Here is a 17,835-nt window from a genome sequence, read left to right on the forward strand (position 1 = left end):
TCAAACCAGTAGTCCACGAACGCGCGCAGAAAATTCCCCTCGCCAAACTGCAGAATCTTCTCCGGCGCTTCCTCCAGAATATATCCCTTGTATCCGCTCGCTTTTATTCTTTTGTAATTTAGTTCTTCCATCTTTAATATTTCACTCCTCAAAACGCATTACCAAAGGTTGCCGTCCTCGTCAAAGGGCAGGTATTCCAGCTCGGACTCGATCTCCATCTGCGGATTGTTTTTTGCCTCCTCCAGATAGGATTCGGACAGCATGATATGCTCCAGATGCAGGCTGTTCGGGATGCGCACCACGCGCGGGTTGGATTTGTCGATCTCGTTGCAACTCTTGATGCAGACCTGGATCGTCTCCTTATCGCTTTCCATCACAATCGGGATGCGCACGCCGCCCAGCACTGTGCAGGTGATCGCGTTCGGGTACATGGACGCGAGATCGAGCTGGTCAAACACGCGCTTGGTCGTCGCGCTGGAATAGCCCAAGCCGATGCCGTTCCCATGGGTTTCCGGACTCAGGTCGAGTACCGCCACGCGTTGCGCGTCGATACCGCCGGTTGCGTAAGGCGTGCAGAATGTGCCTGTGATGTTCGGATCCATCCCGTCGCCGCTGAAATTCTTGCCGATCTGATCGACAATCAATACGTCACACGAATCGACAAGGATGCGCGGCATATAGGAAAACGCTTCCTTGAGCAGCTCAGGCTCGACCGCGTCGATATCCTCCGCCGCGACCGCAACGATCTTGCAGGTCTCGTCGAACGCATTCTCAATCGTCGGTACGCCGAACAGGATGGGTGCGTTTTTCAGGATGCAGCGGCCGAACAGCGGCACGTTTTTCGCCATGTTCTTGAAGCCCTCCGCATGGCAGACCTCCGCGCCGTACTGCTTGCCCAGGCCGATCGCCATCATTTTCATCAGACCGCTTTCATACGGCCCGCGGAACGCAGTGTGCGGCTTGACGCGGCAGCCCAGGATGATGCCGTCCGCCTCCGCCGCGTTTTTGTCAATATATACGTCGCCGCCCTCGTCGTTGACGCCGATCTTCTTGACCTCCATCGAGGAGATGATCGGGCAGCCGACATACTCCTCCACAATTCCGTAGCCGGCCAGAATCTCCCGCTGTCCCTCGGCGGTTGCGCCGCCGTGGCTGCCCATCGCCGGCACGATAAACGGATGCGCGCCGCGGGATTTGACAAAATCCGCGATGCACTTGGTGGTCAGCGCGACGTTCGCCACGCCGCGCGAACCTGCAGTGATGGCAATGCGCATACCGGGCTTGACGCGCGAGGCGAATTTCTCCTCGCTGAGCAGGCTGCGGATGATATCCGGTATATCCGCCGGATCGATGCGCGGACGCGGGAATTTCTGACGCACGCGGAACATCTTCGGCACAAAAGTATCCTTCACTAAATCAGCGACCAACGGCCGTTCTCTCATGGCAAAGCCCTCCATTCAAACAGCGGCAAAACCCGGCCTTCTCCAGCGCGCAATCGCGGCCGCAGCAGCACCGGGTCTTAGCCAATTTGCTATCAATTTTTCTCTTAGTAGATCAGATTAACCAAGAACGTAGACAGTGGCGGGAAGTATGTCAGCAGCAGGATATCGGCCGCGAACAGGATATAAAACGGTACCGCTTCCCTGATAAAGTCCTTGGTCGGACACTTGGTAATACCGCAGGTGACGAACATCAGCGTACCCATCGGCGGGGTGAACGCACCGATTGTGCAGTTGAAGATATAAACCATTGCAAAGTGGACCGGATCAATGCCGAACGCCAGCGCAACCGGATGCAGCAGCGGCCCGAGCACGATCATCGACGCATTACCTTCTACGAACATGCCCACGATGATCAGGAAGATGTTGACGACCAGCAGGAATATGTATTTGTTGTCGATGGCGTTGGTCATCCAGTTGGCAAACGTCTGTGGAATCTGCTCGCGGGTCAGCACCCAGGAAAAGCAGGACGCCGCCGCGACGATCAGCATAATCGAGCTGGTGGTGGTGACCGTTTCCTTGCAGCCCTTGGCAAAGTTCTTGAGCTTCATCTCATGGTACAGCACGCCGAGCGCCAGCGCATAAACGATCGCGACCGTGCCGGCCTCGTTCGCGGTGAACACGCCGATACGCACACCGCCGATAATGATGATCGGCAGCAGCATGGGCAGGATCGCCGGACGGATCGCATCCCATTTTTCATGCGCTGATATCTTTTCCGTCTGCATCGGCTTGTAGCCTCGCCTTTTGGATACAAAGTGCGTGAAGATCATCAGCGTGGCGGTCAGGAACAGGCCGGGGCCAATGCCAGCGACGAACAACTGGCCGACCGAGATGTTATTGATGCAGGCGTAAATAATCAGGCCGGTTCCGGGCGGAATCAGCGGCACGACCATGCCGGAGGCCGCGGTGATAACGGTCGAGAACGCCTTGGAGAAGCCGTGCGCCTCCATAGAGGGAACGAGCATCTTGGCTTCCATCGCCGCGTCCGCGAGCGAGGAGCCGGACAGGCCGCCCATCAGCGTGGACAGCAGGATGTTAACCTGCGCCAGACCGCCGGGCATGCGCGCGGTCAGAACGGCGCAGCAGTCCATGATGCGGCGCGTAACGCCCGTATAGTTCATGAATACGCCCGCCATGACGAAGAACGGGATCGCCAGCAGGGACAGACCCTGTGCGCCGGCCAGCGTCTGCTGGGCGAAAATCGTTGCGTTGGTTGCCGGATTGCCGAGGAAATAGATCGCCGAGGCCGCCAGCACCGAGATATACACCGGTACTTTCAGGAAAAGCATGACCAGCAAAAGGATGCAGGAGATACCAATGATATTCATTCTTTCTTCGCCTCCTCGAACTCTTCCTCCGTAATCGCTTCAATGGTTTCCTGCTCGGAATAATGGAAGAAATTCACCAGCACAAAGTTGAAGATCTGCCAGATGCAGGATACCGGTACAATGCAGTAAATTAAAATATAGGAAATGTGCAGCACCGCGGTGGTGCGGCCGCTGTTTGCGAACACCATCATGTACTGTATGGACAGGTAGCCCAGGAACAGCAGCGTGACAATGGTCACGAGCAGGATCAGGATGTTGATTATGTTCTTTACCGCTTTGGGGAAAAACTCAAAAAACACCTCGATCGCCGCATGGTTGCCGGTGCGGAACGCAGCGCCGGCCGCACCAAAAATCACCCAGACGATCATGGCCGCCTGAATCTCCTCAATCCAAGTAAAGGGGGAGCCTAAAATATAGCGTGCAACTACGCCGGCAAAGGTAAGGCCTACCAGCACGCACATCGCAATGGACGCGATCGCTACATCGATGTTGAGCAGCAGAAATCTCCAGTTGCGCTGTTGCTTCATGCGTTTTACCTCCGATCTCTCTTCTATTAACGCATCTTTTCGCACATATTCCGTCCCCGCGGGGAGGAGAAGCGGATCAGCGACCCGCTTCTCCCAGCGAAGAAAACAGATTATGTGTTGTTGTCGGATTATGCAGCGGCGCCGGTCGAAATCCCTTTCACGGTGTCATACAGGCCTTCGGTCCAGCCCAGGGTGCTGGAGGCTTCGTCGAAGAACTTCTGCGCAGCCTCAACCCACTGTGCCTTCTCGTCGTCGGTCAGCTCGATAACGGTTACGCCCGCGTCCTTCATGCCCTGCTCGGCTTCTTCCGTTGCCGCGTCGTACAGCTCGTTGTTATACAGGCCCGCTTCGTCCGCGCATTCCATCAGGATCTGCTGCTGCTCTTCAGTCAGGGTGGTGAAGAAAGACTCGCCGCAAATCCACATCGAGGTAGCCAGGATGTGCTCGTTCTTGGTCAGGTACTTGGCAACCTCCTGGAAGGAACGGTTGTAGAGGGAGGTGATCGGGTTCTCAACCGCATCGATCGTGCCGCCGCTCATGGCCTGGTAAACGTCGCCCATATCCATGCCGACCGGCGTTGCGCCCAGGTCCTCAAAGCTTCTGACCGACAGGTCGTTGGAAGATACGCGCAGCTTCAGGCCGGACAGGTCGGACGGGGTGCGAACCTCCTTGATGGAGAGGATGTCGCGCGCGCCGTAAATCCAGTTGGAGGTCAGAACACGCAGGCCGCCGGTGCTTGCCAGCTGGTCGCACAGGTCAGCATACCAGTCGCTGTCCAGCACAGCCCACAGTTCATCCCAGCTCTCAAATGTATACGGCGCATAGAAGATACCGAAATCCGGCACGCCGTAATCTGCGAGGAACGCGCCGTCCGCAACCGTAATCACGCTTTCGCCCATCAGCATCTGGTCGATCAGGTCGTTTTTCTTACCTAACGTAGAGTTCGGGAACAGCTCAAGCTGAATCGAGCCGCCAGACTTCTCCTCAACCAGCTCTTTCCACTTCTCAGCCGCCTGTGCCGCCGGCTCGGTGGTCGCGTTCTCATAGCCAACATTGATTGTAACGGTAGCACCCGCATCATTCGACGCAGGCTCGTCCCCCGCCGTACCGTTCGCCGTCGTGTCCGTGCTGCTGTTGCCGCACGCCGCAAGGCCTGCCATCATCGCTCCGCAAAGCAGGGTGGCCATCATCCTCTTTGTCCATTTCGTTTTCATGCTGATTCTCCTTTTCTCACTTTTTTATTTCACTTCACCGCCGCATATCGGTTCTTCAGGTGAAGTCGATCACAACTTTCAGCATTTTTCCTGCGTTAGCGGAAAACTCCTCAAACGCCTGCGGCGCGTCCGTCCACTTGTAGGTGTTGGTGACGATCTTCTCCAAATCGATGCCGCCCGATTTCACCAGATCAATCAGCTCCACAAAGTCCTTTTTCATCGCGTTGCGCGAGCCGTAAATGTTCAGCTCTTTTTTCTGGATGATCGTAAAAAAGAAATTGTCTAAGTTGCGCTTGGATACGCCGATCAGCACCACGCGCGCGCCGAAGCAGGCCGCGTCAATACAGTTCATGAACGTCTCCGGCATGCCGACCGCCTCGATCGTCACATCGAACCCATTCCCGTCGGTCAGCGCGGCGACACCCTTTGCGAACGCCTCCGGCGACTCGTTGAGCAGCTTGTGGTCCAGGCCGAATGTCCGGCAGGCATACTCGAGCTTGTCCGGTGCCACATCGCAGATCGTGACCTCGGCCCCCTTCGCCTTGGCCGCGACTGCGGCCAGCACGCCAATCGTGCCAGCGCCGACCACCAGCACCTTTTCGCCCGCCTTGACGTTTGCCCGCTGCACGCCGTGGTAGCTGATGCAGAATGGCTCGATCAGCGTCAGCACCTTGGGGTCCAGCCCCTTGCCGTCGTAAATGCGCTCGACCGGCATGGTGATGTATTCGGCAAACGCCCCCTCGCGCTGCACCCCCATCGTCTCGTTGCCCGTGCAGGCATTGACCAAGCCTCTCCTGCACGAATAACATGTCCCGCAGTTGAAATACGGATTACAGGTTACGATCATGCCCGGCTTAAGCCCTTCCTCGTTTTCGTCGATCTCCACGATCTCCGCCGAAAACTCGTGTCCTGGTATACGCGGATACGATACATATGCGTTCGCACCCCGATAGGAGCCGAGGTCGCTTCCGCAGATACCCCCGTACAGAAGCTTGAGCAACGCTTCCCCCGGCTTCCTTACCGGTTTTTCAATTTCTTTGAGGACGACTTTCCCTGGCTTTTCTATGCAGATTGCTTTCATCTTTAACGGAATCCCTCCAAACCGACATTTTCCGGATCTCGGTGTCCGGACGCTGCACTGCGCGCGCCGCAGTTTGGGCTACAACTTGTATCCCAGATGTACCTTACGCAACCATTTTATTCCCCTTTCCCATTATTGTCAATGACACTTTATCAAAAACAAACAAAATTGTAAGATTAACCAATTTGTAAGCAAGCATTATGTCTAAATTAACAATTTATTTTTACTTGTATCCCTATTGCATATTACTGAAAAGCGCAATATAATTAATTTATATACTCTTTCGGAGGTGCGGATCATGGCGGTCCAAAAAGAGCCCTCAATGCAGTCCAAGGCTTACCATTTTATCAAAAACAAAATCACTTCGTGCGAATATGCTCCAAACCAGCTGCTCAGCGAATCCCTGCTTCAGGAAGAGCTTGGTTTTTCCCGCACGCCTGTCCGCGAGGCGATCAGCCGCCTGGCGCAGGAGGGTCTGCTCAAGGTGTTTCCCAAGCGCGGCATCGTTGTGTCCGGCATCACCGTCAGCGATATCCGCATGATTTTTGAGGTGCGCACCTTGGTCGAGCCATACGCGCTGCGCACCTGCGGCGATAACATCAACCAGCATGAGATCGAGCGCTTCTCCCAAATCTTTCACGATTTTGAAACGACCAATAATTGTCCGGATTTCTATGAACTGGACGACCGATTCCATCTTTTCCTGATTTCCGCCCTGCAGAATGATTATCTGCTTGACCTGTATGCACGCATCCAAACGCAGAATATCCGGCTGCGCATCATGAGCGGTCAGTCCATCGACCGCCGCCTGCAGGAGTCGATGGAGGAGCATGCGCAGATCGCTGACGCCTGCCTTGCGCGGAACTGGGAGCTTGCCGCATCCGCGATGCTGCAGCATCTGGAATTTTCCAAGCAGTCCGCTTTGACCACGATCCTGCGTTTCCGCAGTGACACAGATATTATTTAATTTGCTGAGAGGAGCAATTTCCAATGGACCATGCAACAGAACAGTCTTATTACAAGCGCTTCCGCGCGGCGGCGATCCGGTTTGAGGTTATCGGCGGCGCATTGCTGGCAATCGGCATTGGCGCCAATTTCATTTTCGGCACCTCCATGCTGGCTGTCAGCCTGATTTTCGCAGGTCCCGGCGCCCTTCTTTTGATCCTCGGCGGGTCCAGCCTGCGGCCGCACAACCTCGTAAAAGCGTTTGCCCAGCAATGCATGCGCGAACCGAGCCGCGAAATGGCCCAAGGCCTTCTGGATGCGCTGCACTCGTCAAAAAGAATCCGGCTGATGGGACGTTCTATCCAAGTGGTCCAGGCCGCGGTTGAGGTCTATGCCAATACCGAAGACGCGGATCCGGATATTGTGGACCAGCTTCGCCGTACAGTGGCGGACAGTGTGGTTAAGAAGATGTTTTAATCAGTGTTATGCTACCCCAGAGATTCGCATTTCTACTGCAAAAAAAAAATGACATTGAAAACGAGCCTCGGTATAATAATTTTAAAAGGAGTGACTGGTAAGAAAATCAATCCGAGCTGTGTAGACTACGGCATTATGAACTGCCGTACGCTGGACAAACACTGGCCTGATTTTTGTCTGACGACCAATCTGGAAGAGGGGGAGTTAGACCGTATTCTGGAGCGGTATATGGAACCGGACAACAGTAAATATTCCTTGGCTTCAGCCGAGGTAGAGTACGAGGGATACCGTCTTCTGACGCGAGTTGAGGAAATCATCGCTGTAGCCCGTAAAATAAGCGCTTAAAAACGGGGATCGCTACTTGTGACGGTCTAATTGAGGGATCTCGTATTTTGGCGCGCATTTTGCATGTACATGGGTTTGATGTATATGGTGTTATCTGCAAAGTCGGAGCTACGTCCAAAAGCTGCATTGGAATTCCGAAAGAGTGTGAGGAGGTTGGCGTTTCTATATGCAACCCTATCATGCGGGCGGAACGTCTCAACAAAGCGCAAACCGATTTGAATATCGTCGTTGGTTTATGTGTTGGCCACGACAGTCTATTCTACAAATATTCCAATGCGTTTTGCACAACTGCTATTACCGAAAACCGTGTTTTAGGTCACAATCCTGCCGCTGCTCTGTATGGTACATCGTGCTACTATGCTCGGCTATTGAAAGGCGACGAGGACAAATAAAACAAACCGTCTTTGCCTGTGTTTTATACAGCAGGTAAAGACGGTTCTCCATTTTTATTTTATCCGTTGTTTATAAAGGAAAACCTTCGTACACTTTTGGTCGGCAGGCGTATTGAACGCCGACATATGACCTATACTTGGCGCGATGTTGCATTATATCCCTTGGCCGTTGGGTCTAAGGAAGATAATCTTCAGTACACTAAAACACTTCCTACGTTCAGCGCACTTCCATACTGGGGTACCACAAACATTTCTCCTCTCCTGCCTCGCCCCGAACCGGCAGCTTTGTTGGCTGATAAATTTATCCACAGCACAGTCGCCCCTCTTCATTGCCGATCGAGAAGCTGCCCTGCACGATATCCGCCTGATACTTGCATCGGTCTGGGTGTCCACAGCAGGAGGTATGGTCTGATCCGTGTCACCGCCCGTTTGCCTCTACACCATCGTATAAGAGATCGTTGCCCCCCTCGCTCTTGGTTCCCTTCGAGGTGTAGGCCTGTCCTACGGACAGCGGCAAAGCGATATAGGCGACTGTGCGTGCGAGCGCCCCCGCCTGATCAAACTCCTGAATCGTCACATCCAGGTTGCCGGCGCCGTTTCCGACATAACGGAAACCGTACTGTGCATTGTCATAGAACAAAAAGATCTTCTGGTCGCCCTCGATAACAACCGAGATCATGCTTCCCTCGGCGCAGACGGGCTGGTTATCCTCTACCCACGCTACCGGATCCTGTTGGCCGTTTTGGTATACATAAACGGCCAACGGACAGGCGGCGGTATACTTTCTGGCCTGCCATTCTTCCAGCCGCTTATATTGCTCATACAGATCACGATGCTTCTCATTGTCTTTCAAAAATTCGATCTAGCCGGTTTGGGGTTCCTCAAAGCGTGCGGCATAGCCATCCTTTTTCCCGCTCACCTGCTCGATTAATTTGTCAAACGTTTCATCCCCCACGAAAAGTGCATCCCAACAGATTTCGTAATAGCGGATGGCCTCATCACAATCTTAGAGCAGCGCGCCGTATCCCAGATCGACGGCGGCCAGATAATTTTGGGCAAGCCTGATGTTTTCTTCTTCATCCGCCTGTATTCCCGTCAGGAATTCGTTTTTTGTGTCCGAATACACCTGATTTAACAGCGATTCCACGATCACAGTAGCCGCCAGCTTGCTCATCTGTTCAATTTTCTTATCATTATCCGTCAAGAAATTGACGATAAACCCCATCCCTTTATAGGCGGCATGGATGGTTTCCAGTTCCGGCAACATTACCAGCTTGATACCTTTCCAAATGAACTCATTCAGTAGATAGCCGGCCTCCTAGATACTGGCTGTCACACAGCTCTTTCCTATAAAATCGGTCAATGCGTCCCCCGTGCAGCTTTTCATGGCAGTTTTCCAACGCTGTCCACCACTTAGCGGAATCGACAAAGCCGCCCTCCTCCAGAAGCTGAAGCAGGGTTTCACCGGGGGGTATCGTTGTAGAGCAGGTCGCTATATGTGGTTTGGTCCTGGAGGCTTCCATCCTCCTTTTCTGCAAACTGTATCGTGGCGCGGCACAGACTCAGCTCAAAATCCGGCGTTTCCTGCCCGACGACAAGGCGGCAACCGGTCGCCGATGTTATCAATTGCGCAGGGAACCACGCTGCTGCCTGCATTTCCACAGGCGATTTTGACTCCGGCCAGATACCGGTAGCCCAGCGCGGCCTGTTCTTCCTCGGTCAGTTCCAGAAAGCTCTGCTGCTCCGGAACAAGCGGCGCGACCGTTTCATCTGAGGAATACCACTCGATATCCGCCTGCGTCAGCTCGACCTCCGTATCGATCTGCATGAACATCGAAATATCCACGGCATATTCCGTCTGGCTGAATTCCGCTGCGCCGATCGGCCGGTCCGGCGTCGTCATGGGTACATACTGCACATAAACTGAGTAGTCGATCGTGGAAATCAACGGATAGCCGCTGTTGTAGTAGCCAGTGTCGCGGATCCAAACATCGTCGTCGCCGTTCAGCTCATGCACGGTCTTCCGCTTTTTCAACTCGCGGGCGGTTCTGGCCTGCGCGTCGGTCGCTGTACCTGTTTCATCCAGATAGCAGGAGTAATTCAGCGCGGCGCTTGCGCTCAGCATAGCCACAGGCTCGCCCTGCACCGTGCCGGCATTATAAACGCCGTTCAGGCGCACCGATCCAGCGATTGATGCAACGATGCCTGCCGGCGTTGAAGTAGCGTTCGATTGCCACGTCGTTGCCAGCCCCTTGGCGGTATGTTATCGCACTGGCAATGCCGCCAACACTTTTGGTGCGGCCGGACACATTACCCAGATTCCAGCAATCACTGACGCTTTTATGTGCAAGCCCCATGATCCCGCCAACATCATGTTCACCGATGATCGTGCCAACATTATAGCAGTTTTTTATCCGGAATATATCACAATAACCAGTGATACCACCCACATGGATATTGCCGGTTATTTTCCGCTGTTTGAGTTTTTATCAATTATAATCTCACACCAATTATCTTCCATGCCGCCAATAATTCCGCCTGTACGGTCACCTCCCTGCACGGCAGCGCTATGGCAATTGGAAATGGTTGAATAGTTTCCGCTATTTGACCACCTTGCATAACCTGCGATACCCCCAACATTTTCCTTTCCGATAATCAGGGATTCTTCCAGTGAAAGATTTTGTACATTCGTCCAGCTCTATTCAACTTTCGAATAACCCCAAAAGCCTGACTTTTTCCTGCTCCGGTAAATTGATGTACACACTGCGGACGGCATAGCCCCTCCCATCCAATTGTCCACGAAAAGTATTGGTTACATTGCCGATCGGCGTCCATTGGTTTTTCGACGCGGTGTCTTCATCCCAGCTCTGCCGCTCACTCGTATCATTGAGATAGATATCATTGGTCAGCGCCGCATAGCGAAGGCCAAATGTACCGTCATTGACCGCCTGCTCGAATTTTGCCAACTGCGCGCCGTTTGCGATCAGGTAAGGAGCGCTTTCTGTGCCGCTGCCGCCAGCATAGCTTTCCGCAGCCGTGCCGTCCCAGATCTCCGGCTGCGCGCGCTGGTATGCCGCGAACGCCCACACCAGCACATGCCAACCAGCAGGGCGCAGGTCAAAATCAGGCTGATTACTCCTTTTTCACCAATTATGCCCCCACATATGCTTGTTGCTGACCGTATCGATCAGCCCCCTCTCCGTCAATGAAATAACCGCGCAACACCCCATTCATGAGGAAATATACGTTGGTCTGCATATCCTCTTCACGGATCAAAAGCTCGCTCTTTTTCAGGTGGCGCATATATACAGGCGGAAGCAGCCGCTGATTCAGTTCATCATCCTGCAAAAGCATTGCATCGCTCAGGAATTCCAGGATCGTCATTTCCAAATCCCTCTTTGCTTGATTCACAATATCATTATAATCGAATCATTTTCGGCCAGCATTATTATAAGATAATTATTTCTCAGCAGCAGCGAAAAAATATTATGTCATGGCGGTGCGCAAACAAAAAAGCCGCCTGTTTTATCAAACAAGCGGCTTTTCGTGGTACGCCCGATGCGATTCGAACGCACGGCCTTTGGAGTCGGAGTCCAACGCTCTATCCAGCTGAGCTACGGGCGCGGGTACAAAAAGTATTATACCAGCTTTTCCGCAGTTTGTAAAGCATCCACTTCCGGCTTTTTCTTTTTCGGCTTCTTTTTATAGCGGTCTTCTTCCGAGAAGATGCAGCCGCAGTATTTCTGCATGTACAGGCCCAGTTCACGCGCCCTGTCCTGCCCCTCGCGGAAGCGGGGCGAAAAGTCCCTGTGCAGGTACTGCACGCCGTATTTTTCCGCCGCCCGCTCGGCCGCCTCGCGCATGAGCGCATGGTTCTGGTACGGGCTGACGAACAGCGTGGACGTGAACTGGTCAAACCCATGCTCCGCCGCATAGCGTGCGGTTTCTTCAAACCGCAGAGTATAGCAGAATGTGCAGCGGTTGTCAAAATTGGGGTACACCCCCTCAATAAACCGCCGCAGGCCGTATTCATTTTCGATCTCCAGCTTGAGGTCAATGCTTTTCGCATACTCGACCAGCGTATTCTTGCGCATCTTATATTCCGTAAACGGATGGATATTCGGGTTGTACCAAAATCCCACCGGCTCGATGCCCTCCTGCCGCAGCGTATCGATGCAGGCGATCGAGCAGGGCGCGCAACAGATGTGCAGCAGCGTTTTCATGTGCTATCCCTCCCTCTGTTTTGTTATTCTATCATATTCCGGCCGCTCTTGCAAAGCCCGTCCAAAGCCGTTATACTGGAATCACAGAGAGAAAGGAGGCTTCCCCTTATGAAAGATATTGCCTACTACAATGGCGCGATCGGCCGCATCGACGAGATCCGCGCACCGATCACCGACCGCGGCCTTTACTTTGGCGACGGTGTTTACGACGCCGCTATGGTGCGGAACAAAAAAATATTCGCGCTCGCGGACCATCTTGACCGCTTTTATAACAGCCTGGCGCTGCTCCGTATCGATCCGCCAATGGAGCGGGACGCACTCGCCGCCGTGCTGAACGACCTTGTCGCCCGTCTGGATTCGGACGCGCCGCATATGCTCTACTGGCAGTCCACCCGCGCGGCGGCACACCGCATGCACGCGTTCCCCAAGGGTGCAAAATCCACCCTGATGGCTTTTTCCGAGGCGTGCAGCCTCGACAGGCAGGACAGGCCCTACAAGCTGATTACGGTTGAGGACACCCGCTTCCTGCACTGTAACATCAAAACGCTCAACCTCATCCCCAACTGCATGGCCATGCAGCGGGCAGCCGAGGCCGGCTGCGACGAGGTCGTATTCCATCGGGGCGAGCGCGTGACCGAGGGCGCCCATTCCGGCCTTGCGATGCTTAAGGACGGTGTGTTCTGTACCCCGCCAGCGGACGAGCTGATCCTGCCCAGCATCACACGCAAGCACTTCCTCGAGCTGTGCGGTAAGCTCGGCATTCCGTCGCGCATCGCGCCGTTCACGGTCGATGAATTGCTACAGGCAGATGAAATCATGATCCTGTCTACTGGCTCGCACTGTATTGCGGTCAGCGAGATTGACGGGCGGCCGGTCGGCGGCCGCGACGCCGACCGGCTGGACAGGCTGCAAACCGCTTATCAAGAGTGGTTCGACGCACAAACCGCCGGATAAACGAAAGGAGCCGTTATGCCATCTATCCTCATTGTCGGCGGCGGGCCGGCCGGACTGAGTGCCGCAATCTATGCCGCGCGTGCTAATATTCCAACCACCGTACTGTATAAGGATGGCGGCGCGCTGGGCAGGACGGAAAAAATCGAGAACTATTTCGGCTTTGTCGAGCCGCTTTCGGGTCCCGACCTACTGGCGCGCGGCCGCGCCCAGGCCGCCCGTCTGGGCGTGACCCTTACCGAAGCCGAGGTCACCGGTATCGAATACGCGGAAGTCGGCTTTTCTGTCAAATCCACAGGCGGCGCGTTCCCTGCGGACGCGGTTATTCTGGCAACGGGCGCGCCGCGCGCGGTCCCCCCAATCCCGGGCGTACTGAAATTTGAGGGGCGCGGCGTCAGCTATTGTGCGGTATGCGACGCTTTCTTTTACCGCGGCAAGCCGGTCGCTGTGCTGGGGCAGGGAGAGTATGCACTGGAGGAGACTCGCACCCTGCTGCCGGTCGCGTCCTCTGTTACGCTGCTGACAGCGGGCGGCGCGCTACAGGCGGCTGTCCCCGCCGGCCTGTCGGTCGATACCCGTCCGGTCACGGCGGTCGAAGGTACCGATCGGGTGACGCAGGTCGTCTTTGAAAGCGGCGAACCGTTGCCGGTGGACGGTGTGTTCATCGCCTACGGCACGGCAGGCAGCGCGGATTTTGCCCGCAAGCTGGGCGCTCAGCTTGAAAACGGCCGCATCCAGACCGATATCGGCATGGCAACCGCAGTCCCCGGCCTGTTTGCGGCCGGAGACTGCACGGGAGGGCTACTACAGGTCTCCAAGGCCGTATCGGACGGAGCGCAGGCCGCTATGAGCGCGGTCAAATTCCTCCGCAAATAATGCTGTTTAATCTCCCCCGCCTGCCGGCGGGGGATTTTTCATTGACAAACGCTGTTCCAACCGTTATAATATTAGTAAATTAGTAATTTAGTAAATTCAAAGGAAGGAGCTTCCCATGGAAAAGCAGCAGCGGCGCAAAGCCGTGGCAGCCTACAAGGCGCGCCGCCAGCGGGGCGGGGTTTTCCAGATCCGCAACACACAGACCGGACGCATCCTGCTACGCCGCACGCTCGACTTGCGCGGCAGCGAAAACCGCTTCCAGTTCGCGCAGATGACCGGTTCCTGCACCGACCACGCCCTGCAGGCGGACTGGCAAAACGGTGGCTGGACATTCGTTTTTGAGGTGTTGGAGGTACTGACCCAAAAGGAGACGCAGACCGAAGCCGAATTCAAAAGCGATATTGAAGCGTTGTTCGAGCTATGGCAGGAAAAGCTGGCGGACGCACCGCAATACTGAAAAAGGAAACGCCCCACCTCCCAGTCTTGTTTTTTCCAAAACCGCTTCGACGCTTGCGGTTTTGGAAAAACGGTGCGCTTTCGGGTGAAATTACTGTCTTACTTTGCGGTACGGTGCGTTAAAATACATTGATTGTCTTGTTCCTATACAAAACTTTGAGGGGGAATAGCGCCATTATATTTTTAGGGGAATCCCCCTTGTGCGAGATCCCCCAAAAAACGAAATATGTCTCAGAGTTAGATTGCATAGTGGCTTGGAACCTTCAAACAAGTGTTGAGCAGATACGAAACAGAGCAACGTGTGCCCCAAATTGCTCTTGTTCAGTCATTTGCACAAAAATCAAAATTTACACAGATTACTTGCTGGGAGGTTCTTCTGAAAAAGCCACATTTAATCCCCTGTGTGGCCTTGACTGACCGCCTTTTTACAGAATCTTTTTTGATGTCACAGTGCAATTGCAGCTCGATGCTCCATGCCTATCCTGTGTAATCGATTTGATGAACAAACAGGTCCGAAACAGCATTTTCAAGGTGTAAAAGGATGCCGCTCTGCAATGTATTGTGGCTTTGGGATACGTTTAATGTATCACTTGAAGTACGAATTAACGGTACGGCGTATCATCCCAAACAGATTTCTGTGGAAGTGCATGAAGTAGTCCATACCTACATCAACGAAAGGCAGGAATACCGTTCGCATAGTGGAAACTTGGAACCAACAAAGAATGTCAAGTTCTAAATCTCCACTTCGTTAAGATTGAAAGTAGCTACTCCATCCCCGCGTATGCAGAGCCTATCATTGGAACATATTTCCTACAGCGCATACAGGTTTCCTTTGATGATATGTCGTGATACTGTCCGCCTCGAATGCTGCTGAGGTGGTCGTCTCCGCCTTATATAAATCTGCAATATCATATACGAATGACAACTGTTTGCCGGCGTAAATAAAGCCACGCCCTGGAGAGCAGCCCAGCGATACGATTGCAGCATGGCACAAGCCATACCATAAGCATCGCATCGGCTTCCGACATCGCTTGATTGACCGGACCCACCATATCACAATCCTGATTTTTGTAGAAACGCTTATTCCACTTAACGCCAGTTATACGGCGGGCAAGCTCATACGCTTTACGTACGCGGATCCCCTCCATGCCGCGAATTTGCTGCAAGGTCAGGTGATCTGTTTTTACTTTTGGGAAGCGGAGTGCGTACATCCGCCTCACCGCCTGCATATGCAGTTCTTCATCCATGAACAGAGCAGATTCTTTGCGCTTCTCATCTCTCCAATTCCCGCCGCATAAAACAGGTAGTTCCTTCACCGCACCAGATCGCCATACATCCATTTTCACAAATTGCACGAACACCGCATGGGTCACGCTTGTTCCCGATCCAAGCAACAAGCAGGTCATGGCTGCAATCGGAATAGGAAGTCCATCTTTTGGAATGGCAATAATAGCAGCATCATTCTGCTCAATAGCAGCATGCTCCAAGTAGAGATATGTAATGCTGTCCCTTAATTTCGGCAGTTCCTGCAAATTTTTCATCCTTGCCTCCGCAACAAAGGCATTCCCATTCCATATGCTTTTCCAGCACCAATGCATTCTTCCGCCTTGCTCCCGCGCATGATTTCCCATCATGTGGACGCTTTCCTTCTCGTTTGCCTGCAACAGATCAAATCCGTATTGCGCCGCCTTGTGCAAGGGCCATTCCAGCCGCCCTGTTTTTTCACGCAGGATCCGTCGGCGGCTGTTTTAATGTCCCTCCGCCGCCACTTTTTTAGTTGGGGCAGTCAGAAGATCCCCCCTCCAAATCTGCCCTAATTCCTTTAACCAATCTGTCAGATCCCGTTCGCCGGCAAAAGCCATCCCTGCAGTCAACGCGCTCTGATCTACTGGTGTAGTTGAATACAGGTACTGCGCCGTCATCCCCCGATCAGCACGCAGGCGGTATAGGATTTCAGATTCTTTTCTGCCGCTTTGAAACAGTCCGCTTACCAGACGGCGCATCTGCTGGCAGTCTCCCATCGCCCGTTGAATCGCGCGCACTTGCGGGCGCAAGTCAATTCTTGTCAGATACATCATTCTCCTCCTTGCTATCACGCCGCGCCACACGCGTCTCTGCTCAAATTGACGGCTGCCCATCTCCCCCCTGCCATCCTGGCGCGTCATCAATGTCAAGTTCGACTACTCCGGTTCGCACTCGTAATGCGACGGAAACTGCGCCCCACCAAACATGCAGATTTTTGGCACGCCGGTATCGTCACGGTTCAAATTGGTCGGCGGATAATTCTTAATCATGTGGATTTCATACAGCATCAGGTATTTTCTCCTCGTATAATGTATTTACAGACAAAGAATGACCGGAAGGACAGCTTCATTATCGCCCAGATCATGCGCTTCGGACAGTTCTTCGTCACGAATCTGTCACTTGTTTTCAGACACCTTTGGCGCTGCCTCCCCAAAAATACTCTCCCAATATCCCACGCCGGAGGAGTTGTTGTCCGTTTCCACCCGCATACTCTCTAATCTTCTGGCGAAAGCCAGCCACGGCCGATTAGGAAAAGAGAAAGCTGCGGCAGCCGATTCTTTCGGGGTGAACTTTGCCAAGGACGCTTTTGTATTTCAGAGCCGGCAACTCATTGAACATTGGCGTTTCTGGAGGGACAAATCGTGGAGCTGGAGGCTCAAATATCCTCTCTGCTGAAGCAGACCGGCAGCTACATCACTACCATTCCTGGCATTTAGGACATCCTTTATTTTGAGCAAAGCTGGAGACATCCACCGCTTTGACGCCCCCAACAAGCTGGCTGCCTTTGCCGGGTTGGATGTGCGGGTCACACAGTACGGAGAGTTTATCGGAACCCGGCAGGAAATTTCCAAACGCGGTTCGCCCTATCTCCGGAAGGCTGTCTGGCTTGCCGCCTCAAGGGCGGCTTTTTACGCCCCCGTTCTCTCAGAGTATTATCAATCCCTCCTTGCCCGCGGCAAACACCATCTCACCACCATCTGCTCTGTTTCCAGAAAGTTATGCAACACCATCCACACCATCCTTAAAGAGGAAAGGCTGTGGCAGCCGGTACCACCCAGAGACAAAACGTGTCGAATAATACCGAACAATAGCGACAAATAGCGCTTTTCCTGTTTTAGGAAATCTACATGGAAGCTGCTTTACACTTTCACTGTCAGTGGACTACTGTAGAGCGCAGTATCCGAACCGCTGTGGAAAGGGCCTATAAGATCAATCCCATCCTGTTGTGCAAGATAGCTGGCTATCCCCTGACCTGTATCCCTACCGCCTCTGAATTTATTGAGATCATCGCTTCTTACATACTGCATCCCTCTCAACCGCAGACTGCTCCGCGGCACCTTATCATACCCTGATCACTTCTCATCTTTCTTCCACCTTTTTCGTACTAACCTCTTGACCTTTTATAGCTGGTCTTGCCCCTCCCCTATTTTCGCCTACACATTGATGGGATTTTACTATTATAGTTAATTGTTAAAATTTCCCTAACAGTGCAT

The 17,835-nt window shown here is 53.5% G+C and carries 25 protein-coding genes and 1 tRNA gene; 9 read left to right on the forward strand and 17 right to left on the reverse strand.

All coding sequences use genetic code 11. The annotated features are described in order from the left end of the window. Positions 1-158: 158 nt before the first annotated feature. From H8S45_RS03385 to H8S45_RS03405, 5 genes are all read right to left on the reverse strand, one after another. Positions 159-1,442, reverse strand: a complete 1,284-nt coding sequence (locus H8S45_RS03385; RefSeq protein WP_054328449.1) for a nickel pincer cofactor-dependent isomerase, group 22 — start codon at positions 1,440-1,442, stop codon at positions 159-161. Positions 1,443-1,546: 104 nt separating this feature from the next. Then, entirely contained in the window at positions 1,547-2,830 is a 1,284-nt protein-coding gene (locus H8S45_RS03390; RefSeq protein ID WP_107631530.1) for a TRAP transporter large permease, read from the reverse strand. After that, entirely contained in the window at positions 2,827-3,357 is a 531-nt protein-coding gene (locus tag H8S45_RS03395; protein WP_054328448.1) for a TRAP transporter small permease, read from the reverse strand. The genes H8S45_RS03390 and H8S45_RS03395 overlap by 4 nt, the downstream gene beginning before the upstream one ends. A 128-nt stretch (positions 3,358-3,485) precedes the next feature. Beyond that, positions 3,486-4,571, reverse strand: coding sequence for a C4-dicarboxylate TRAP transporter substrate-binding protein (gene dctP, locus H8S45_RS03400; protein WP_107630739.1), 1,086 nt, complete (start codon positions 4,569-4,571; stop codon positions 3,486-3,488). Positions 4,572-4,626: 55 nt separating this feature from the next. Next, the gene (locus H8S45_RS03405; protein WP_147574500.1) at positions 4,627-5,652 is read right to left on the reverse strand and encodes a zinc-binding alcohol dehydrogenase family protein; all 1,026 of its coding nucleotides are present in this window, start codon (positions 5,650-5,652) and stop codon (positions 4,627-4,629) included. A gap of 298 nt (positions 5,653-5,950) precedes the next feature. Here H8S45_RS03405 and H8S45_RS03410 point away from each other — a divergent pair, with 298 nt between their 5' ends. The 4 genes from H8S45_RS03410 to H8S45_RS16965 all read left to right on the forward strand — a co-directional run bounded on the left by H8S45_RS03410 (position 5,951) and on the right by H8S45_RS16965 (position 7,811). Next, complete coding sequence (locus tag H8S45_RS03410) at positions 5,951-6,619, forward strand: GntR family transcriptional regulator (protein WP_054328447.1); 669 nt, start codon at positions 5,951-5,953, stop codon at positions 6,617-6,619. A gap of 23 nt (positions 6,620-6,642) precedes the next feature. After that, the gene (locus tag H8S45_RS03415; RefSeq protein WP_054328446.1) at positions 6,643-7,074 is read left to right on the forward strand and encodes a hypothetical protein; all 432 of its coding nucleotides are present in this window, start codon (positions 6,643-6,645) and stop codon (positions 7,072-7,074) included. A gap of 90 nt (positions 7,075-7,164) precedes the next feature. After that, the gene (locus H8S45_RS16960; RefSeq protein WP_442908797.1) at positions 7,165-7,419 is read left to right on the forward strand and encodes a DUF1847 domain-containing protein; all 255 of its coding nucleotides are present in this window, start codon (positions 7,165-7,167) and stop codon (positions 7,417-7,419) included. Positions 7,420-7,478: 59 nt separating this feature from the next. Beyond that, positions 7,479-7,811 (forward strand): DUF1847 domain-containing protein, encoded by a 333-nt coding sequence (locus tag H8S45_RS16965; RefSeq protein WP_456236940.1) that lies wholly within the window; start codon positions 7,479-7,481, stop codon positions 7,809-7,811. Between the two features lie 418 nt (positions 7,812-8,229). Here the strand turns inward: H8S45_RS16965 and H8S45_RS03425 are convergent, their stop codons facing one another. From H8S45_RS03425 to H8S45_RS03465, 9 genes are all read right to left on the reverse strand, one after another. Next, on the reverse strand, positions 8,230-8,664 hold the full coding sequence (locus tag H8S45_RS03425; RefSeq protein ID WP_107630741.1) for a hypothetical protein: 435 nt from the start codon (positions 8,662-8,664) through the stop codon (positions 8,230-8,232). Between the two features lie 153 nt (positions 8,665-8,817). Then, positions 8,818-9,078 (reverse strand): hypothetical protein, encoded by a 261-nt coding sequence (locus H8S45_RS03430; protein ID WP_186949570.1) that lies wholly within the window; start codon positions 9,076-9,078, stop codon positions 8,818-8,820. Positions 9,079-9,106: 28 nt separating this feature from the next. Further along, complete coding sequence (locus H8S45_RS03435; protein WP_054328443.1) at positions 9,107-9,334, reverse strand: hypothetical protein; 228 nt, start codon at positions 9,332-9,334, stop codon at positions 9,107-9,109. A gap of 44 nt (positions 9,335-9,378) precedes the next feature. Further along, the gene (locus tag H8S45_RS03440; RefSeq protein ID WP_147574501.1) at positions 9,379-9,942 is read right to left on the reverse strand and encodes a hypothetical protein; all 564 of its coding nucleotides are present in this window, start codon (positions 9,940-9,942) and stop codon (positions 9,379-9,381) included. Between the two features lie 25 nt (positions 9,943-9,967). After that, positions 9,968-10,261, reverse strand: a complete 294-nt coding sequence (locus H8S45_RS03445; protein WP_186949572.1) for a hypothetical protein — start codon at positions 10,259-10,261, stop codon at positions 9,968-9,970. Positions 10,262-10,513: 252 nt separating this feature from the next. Continuing rightward, on the reverse strand, positions 10,514-10,906 hold the full coding sequence (locus tag H8S45_RS03450; protein WP_107630744.1) for a hypothetical protein: 393 nt from the start codon (positions 10,904-10,906) through the stop codon (positions 10,514-10,516). Between the two features lie 55 nt (positions 10,907-10,961). Continuing rightward, the gene (locus tag H8S45_RS03455) at positions 10,962-11,195 is read right to left on the reverse strand and encodes a cyclic nucleotide-binding domain-containing protein (RefSeq protein ID WP_054328440.1); all 234 of its coding nucleotides are present in this window, start codon (positions 11,193-11,195) and stop codon (positions 10,962-10,964) included. A 163-nt stretch (positions 11,196-11,358) separates the two neighbouring features. Continuing rightward, a tRNA-Arg gene (locus H8S45_RS03460) sits at positions 11,359-11,435 on the reverse strand. A gap of 14 nt (positions 11,436-11,449) precedes the next feature. Then, positions 11,450-12,034 carry an epoxyqueuosine reductase QueH gene (locus H8S45_RS03465; protein WP_054328233.1) on the reverse strand — a complete coding sequence of 195 codons (585 nt, stop codon included), beginning with the start codon at positions 12,032-12,034 and terminating at the stop codon, positions 11,450-11,452. Positions 12,035-12,142: 108 nt separating this feature from the next. On the opposite strand from H8S45_RS03465, the gene H8S45_RS03470 reads away from it, so the two are divergent. The 3 genes from H8S45_RS03470 (at position 12,143) to H8S45_RS03480 (ending at position 14,318) form a co-directional block, all read left to right on the forward strand. Continuing rightward, complete coding sequence (locus H8S45_RS03470) at positions 12,143-12,988, forward strand: aminotransferase class IV (RefSeq protein ID WP_147574503.1); 846 nt, start codon at positions 12,143-12,145, stop codon at positions 12,986-12,988. A 15-nt stretch (positions 12,989-13,003) separates the two neighbouring features. Continuing rightward, the gene (locus H8S45_RS03475; protein WP_054328232.1) at positions 13,004-13,861 is read left to right on the forward strand and encodes an NAD(P)/FAD-dependent oxidoreductase; all 858 of its coding nucleotides are present in this window, start codon (positions 13,004-13,006) and stop codon (positions 13,859-13,861) included. A 115-nt stretch (positions 13,862-13,976) separates the two neighbouring features. Continuing rightward, entirely contained in the window at positions 13,977-14,318 is a 342-nt protein-coding gene (locus tag H8S45_RS03480; protein ID WP_054328231.1) for a GIY-YIG nuclease family protein, read from the forward strand. Between the two features lie 907 nt (positions 14,319-15,225). Here H8S45_RS03480 and H8S45_RS03485 read toward each other — a convergent pair. The 3 genes from H8S45_RS03485 to H8S45_RS03495 form a co-directional block, all read right to left on the reverse strand. Beyond that, a complete protein-coding gene (locus H8S45_RS03485; RefSeq protein ID WP_054328230.1) occupies positions 15,226-16,014 on the reverse strand; it encodes a CRISPR-associated endonuclease Cas1 in 789 nt (262 codons plus the stop codon). 51 nt (positions 16,015-16,065) lie between these two features. Beyond that, on the reverse strand, positions 16,066-16,395 hold the full coding sequence (locus H8S45_RS03490; protein WP_161804780.1) for a type I-E CRISPR-associated protein Cas6/Cse3/CasE: 330 nt from the start codon (positions 16,393-16,395) through the stop codon (positions 16,066-16,068). Positions 16,396-16,497: 102 nt separating this feature from the next. After that, a complete protein-coding gene (locus H8S45_RS03495) occupies positions 16,498-16,629 on the reverse strand; it encodes a type I-E CRISPR-associated protein Cas7/Cse4/CasC (RefSeq protein ID WP_107630771.1) in 132 nt (43 codons plus the stop codon). A 442-nt stretch (positions 16,630-17,071) separates the two neighbouring features. Here H8S45_RS03495 and H8S45_RS03500 point away from each other — a divergent pair, with 442 nt between their 5' ends. Both H8S45_RS03500 and H8S45_RS16840 read left to right on the forward strand, forming a co-directional pair. After that, the gene (locus H8S45_RS03500; protein WP_186949574.1) at positions 17,072-17,443 is read left to right on the forward strand and encodes a transposase; all 372 of its coding nucleotides are present in this window, start codon (positions 17,072-17,074) and stop codon (positions 17,441-17,443) included. 26 nt (positions 17,444-17,469) lie between these two features. Beyond that, complete coding sequence (locus H8S45_RS16840) at positions 17,470-17,694, forward strand: sporulation initiation factor Spo0A C-terminal domain-containing protein (RefSeq protein WP_082397374.1); 225 nt, start codon at positions 17,470-17,472, stop codon at positions 17,692-17,694. Positions 17,695-17,835: the final 141 nt, after the last annotated feature.

The sequence above is a fragment of the Agathobaculum faecis genome (assembly GCF_014287995.1).
Taxonomy (GTDB): Bacteria; Bacillota; Clostridia; order Oscillospirales; family Butyricicoccaceae; genus Agathobaculum; species Agathobaculum ammoniilyticum.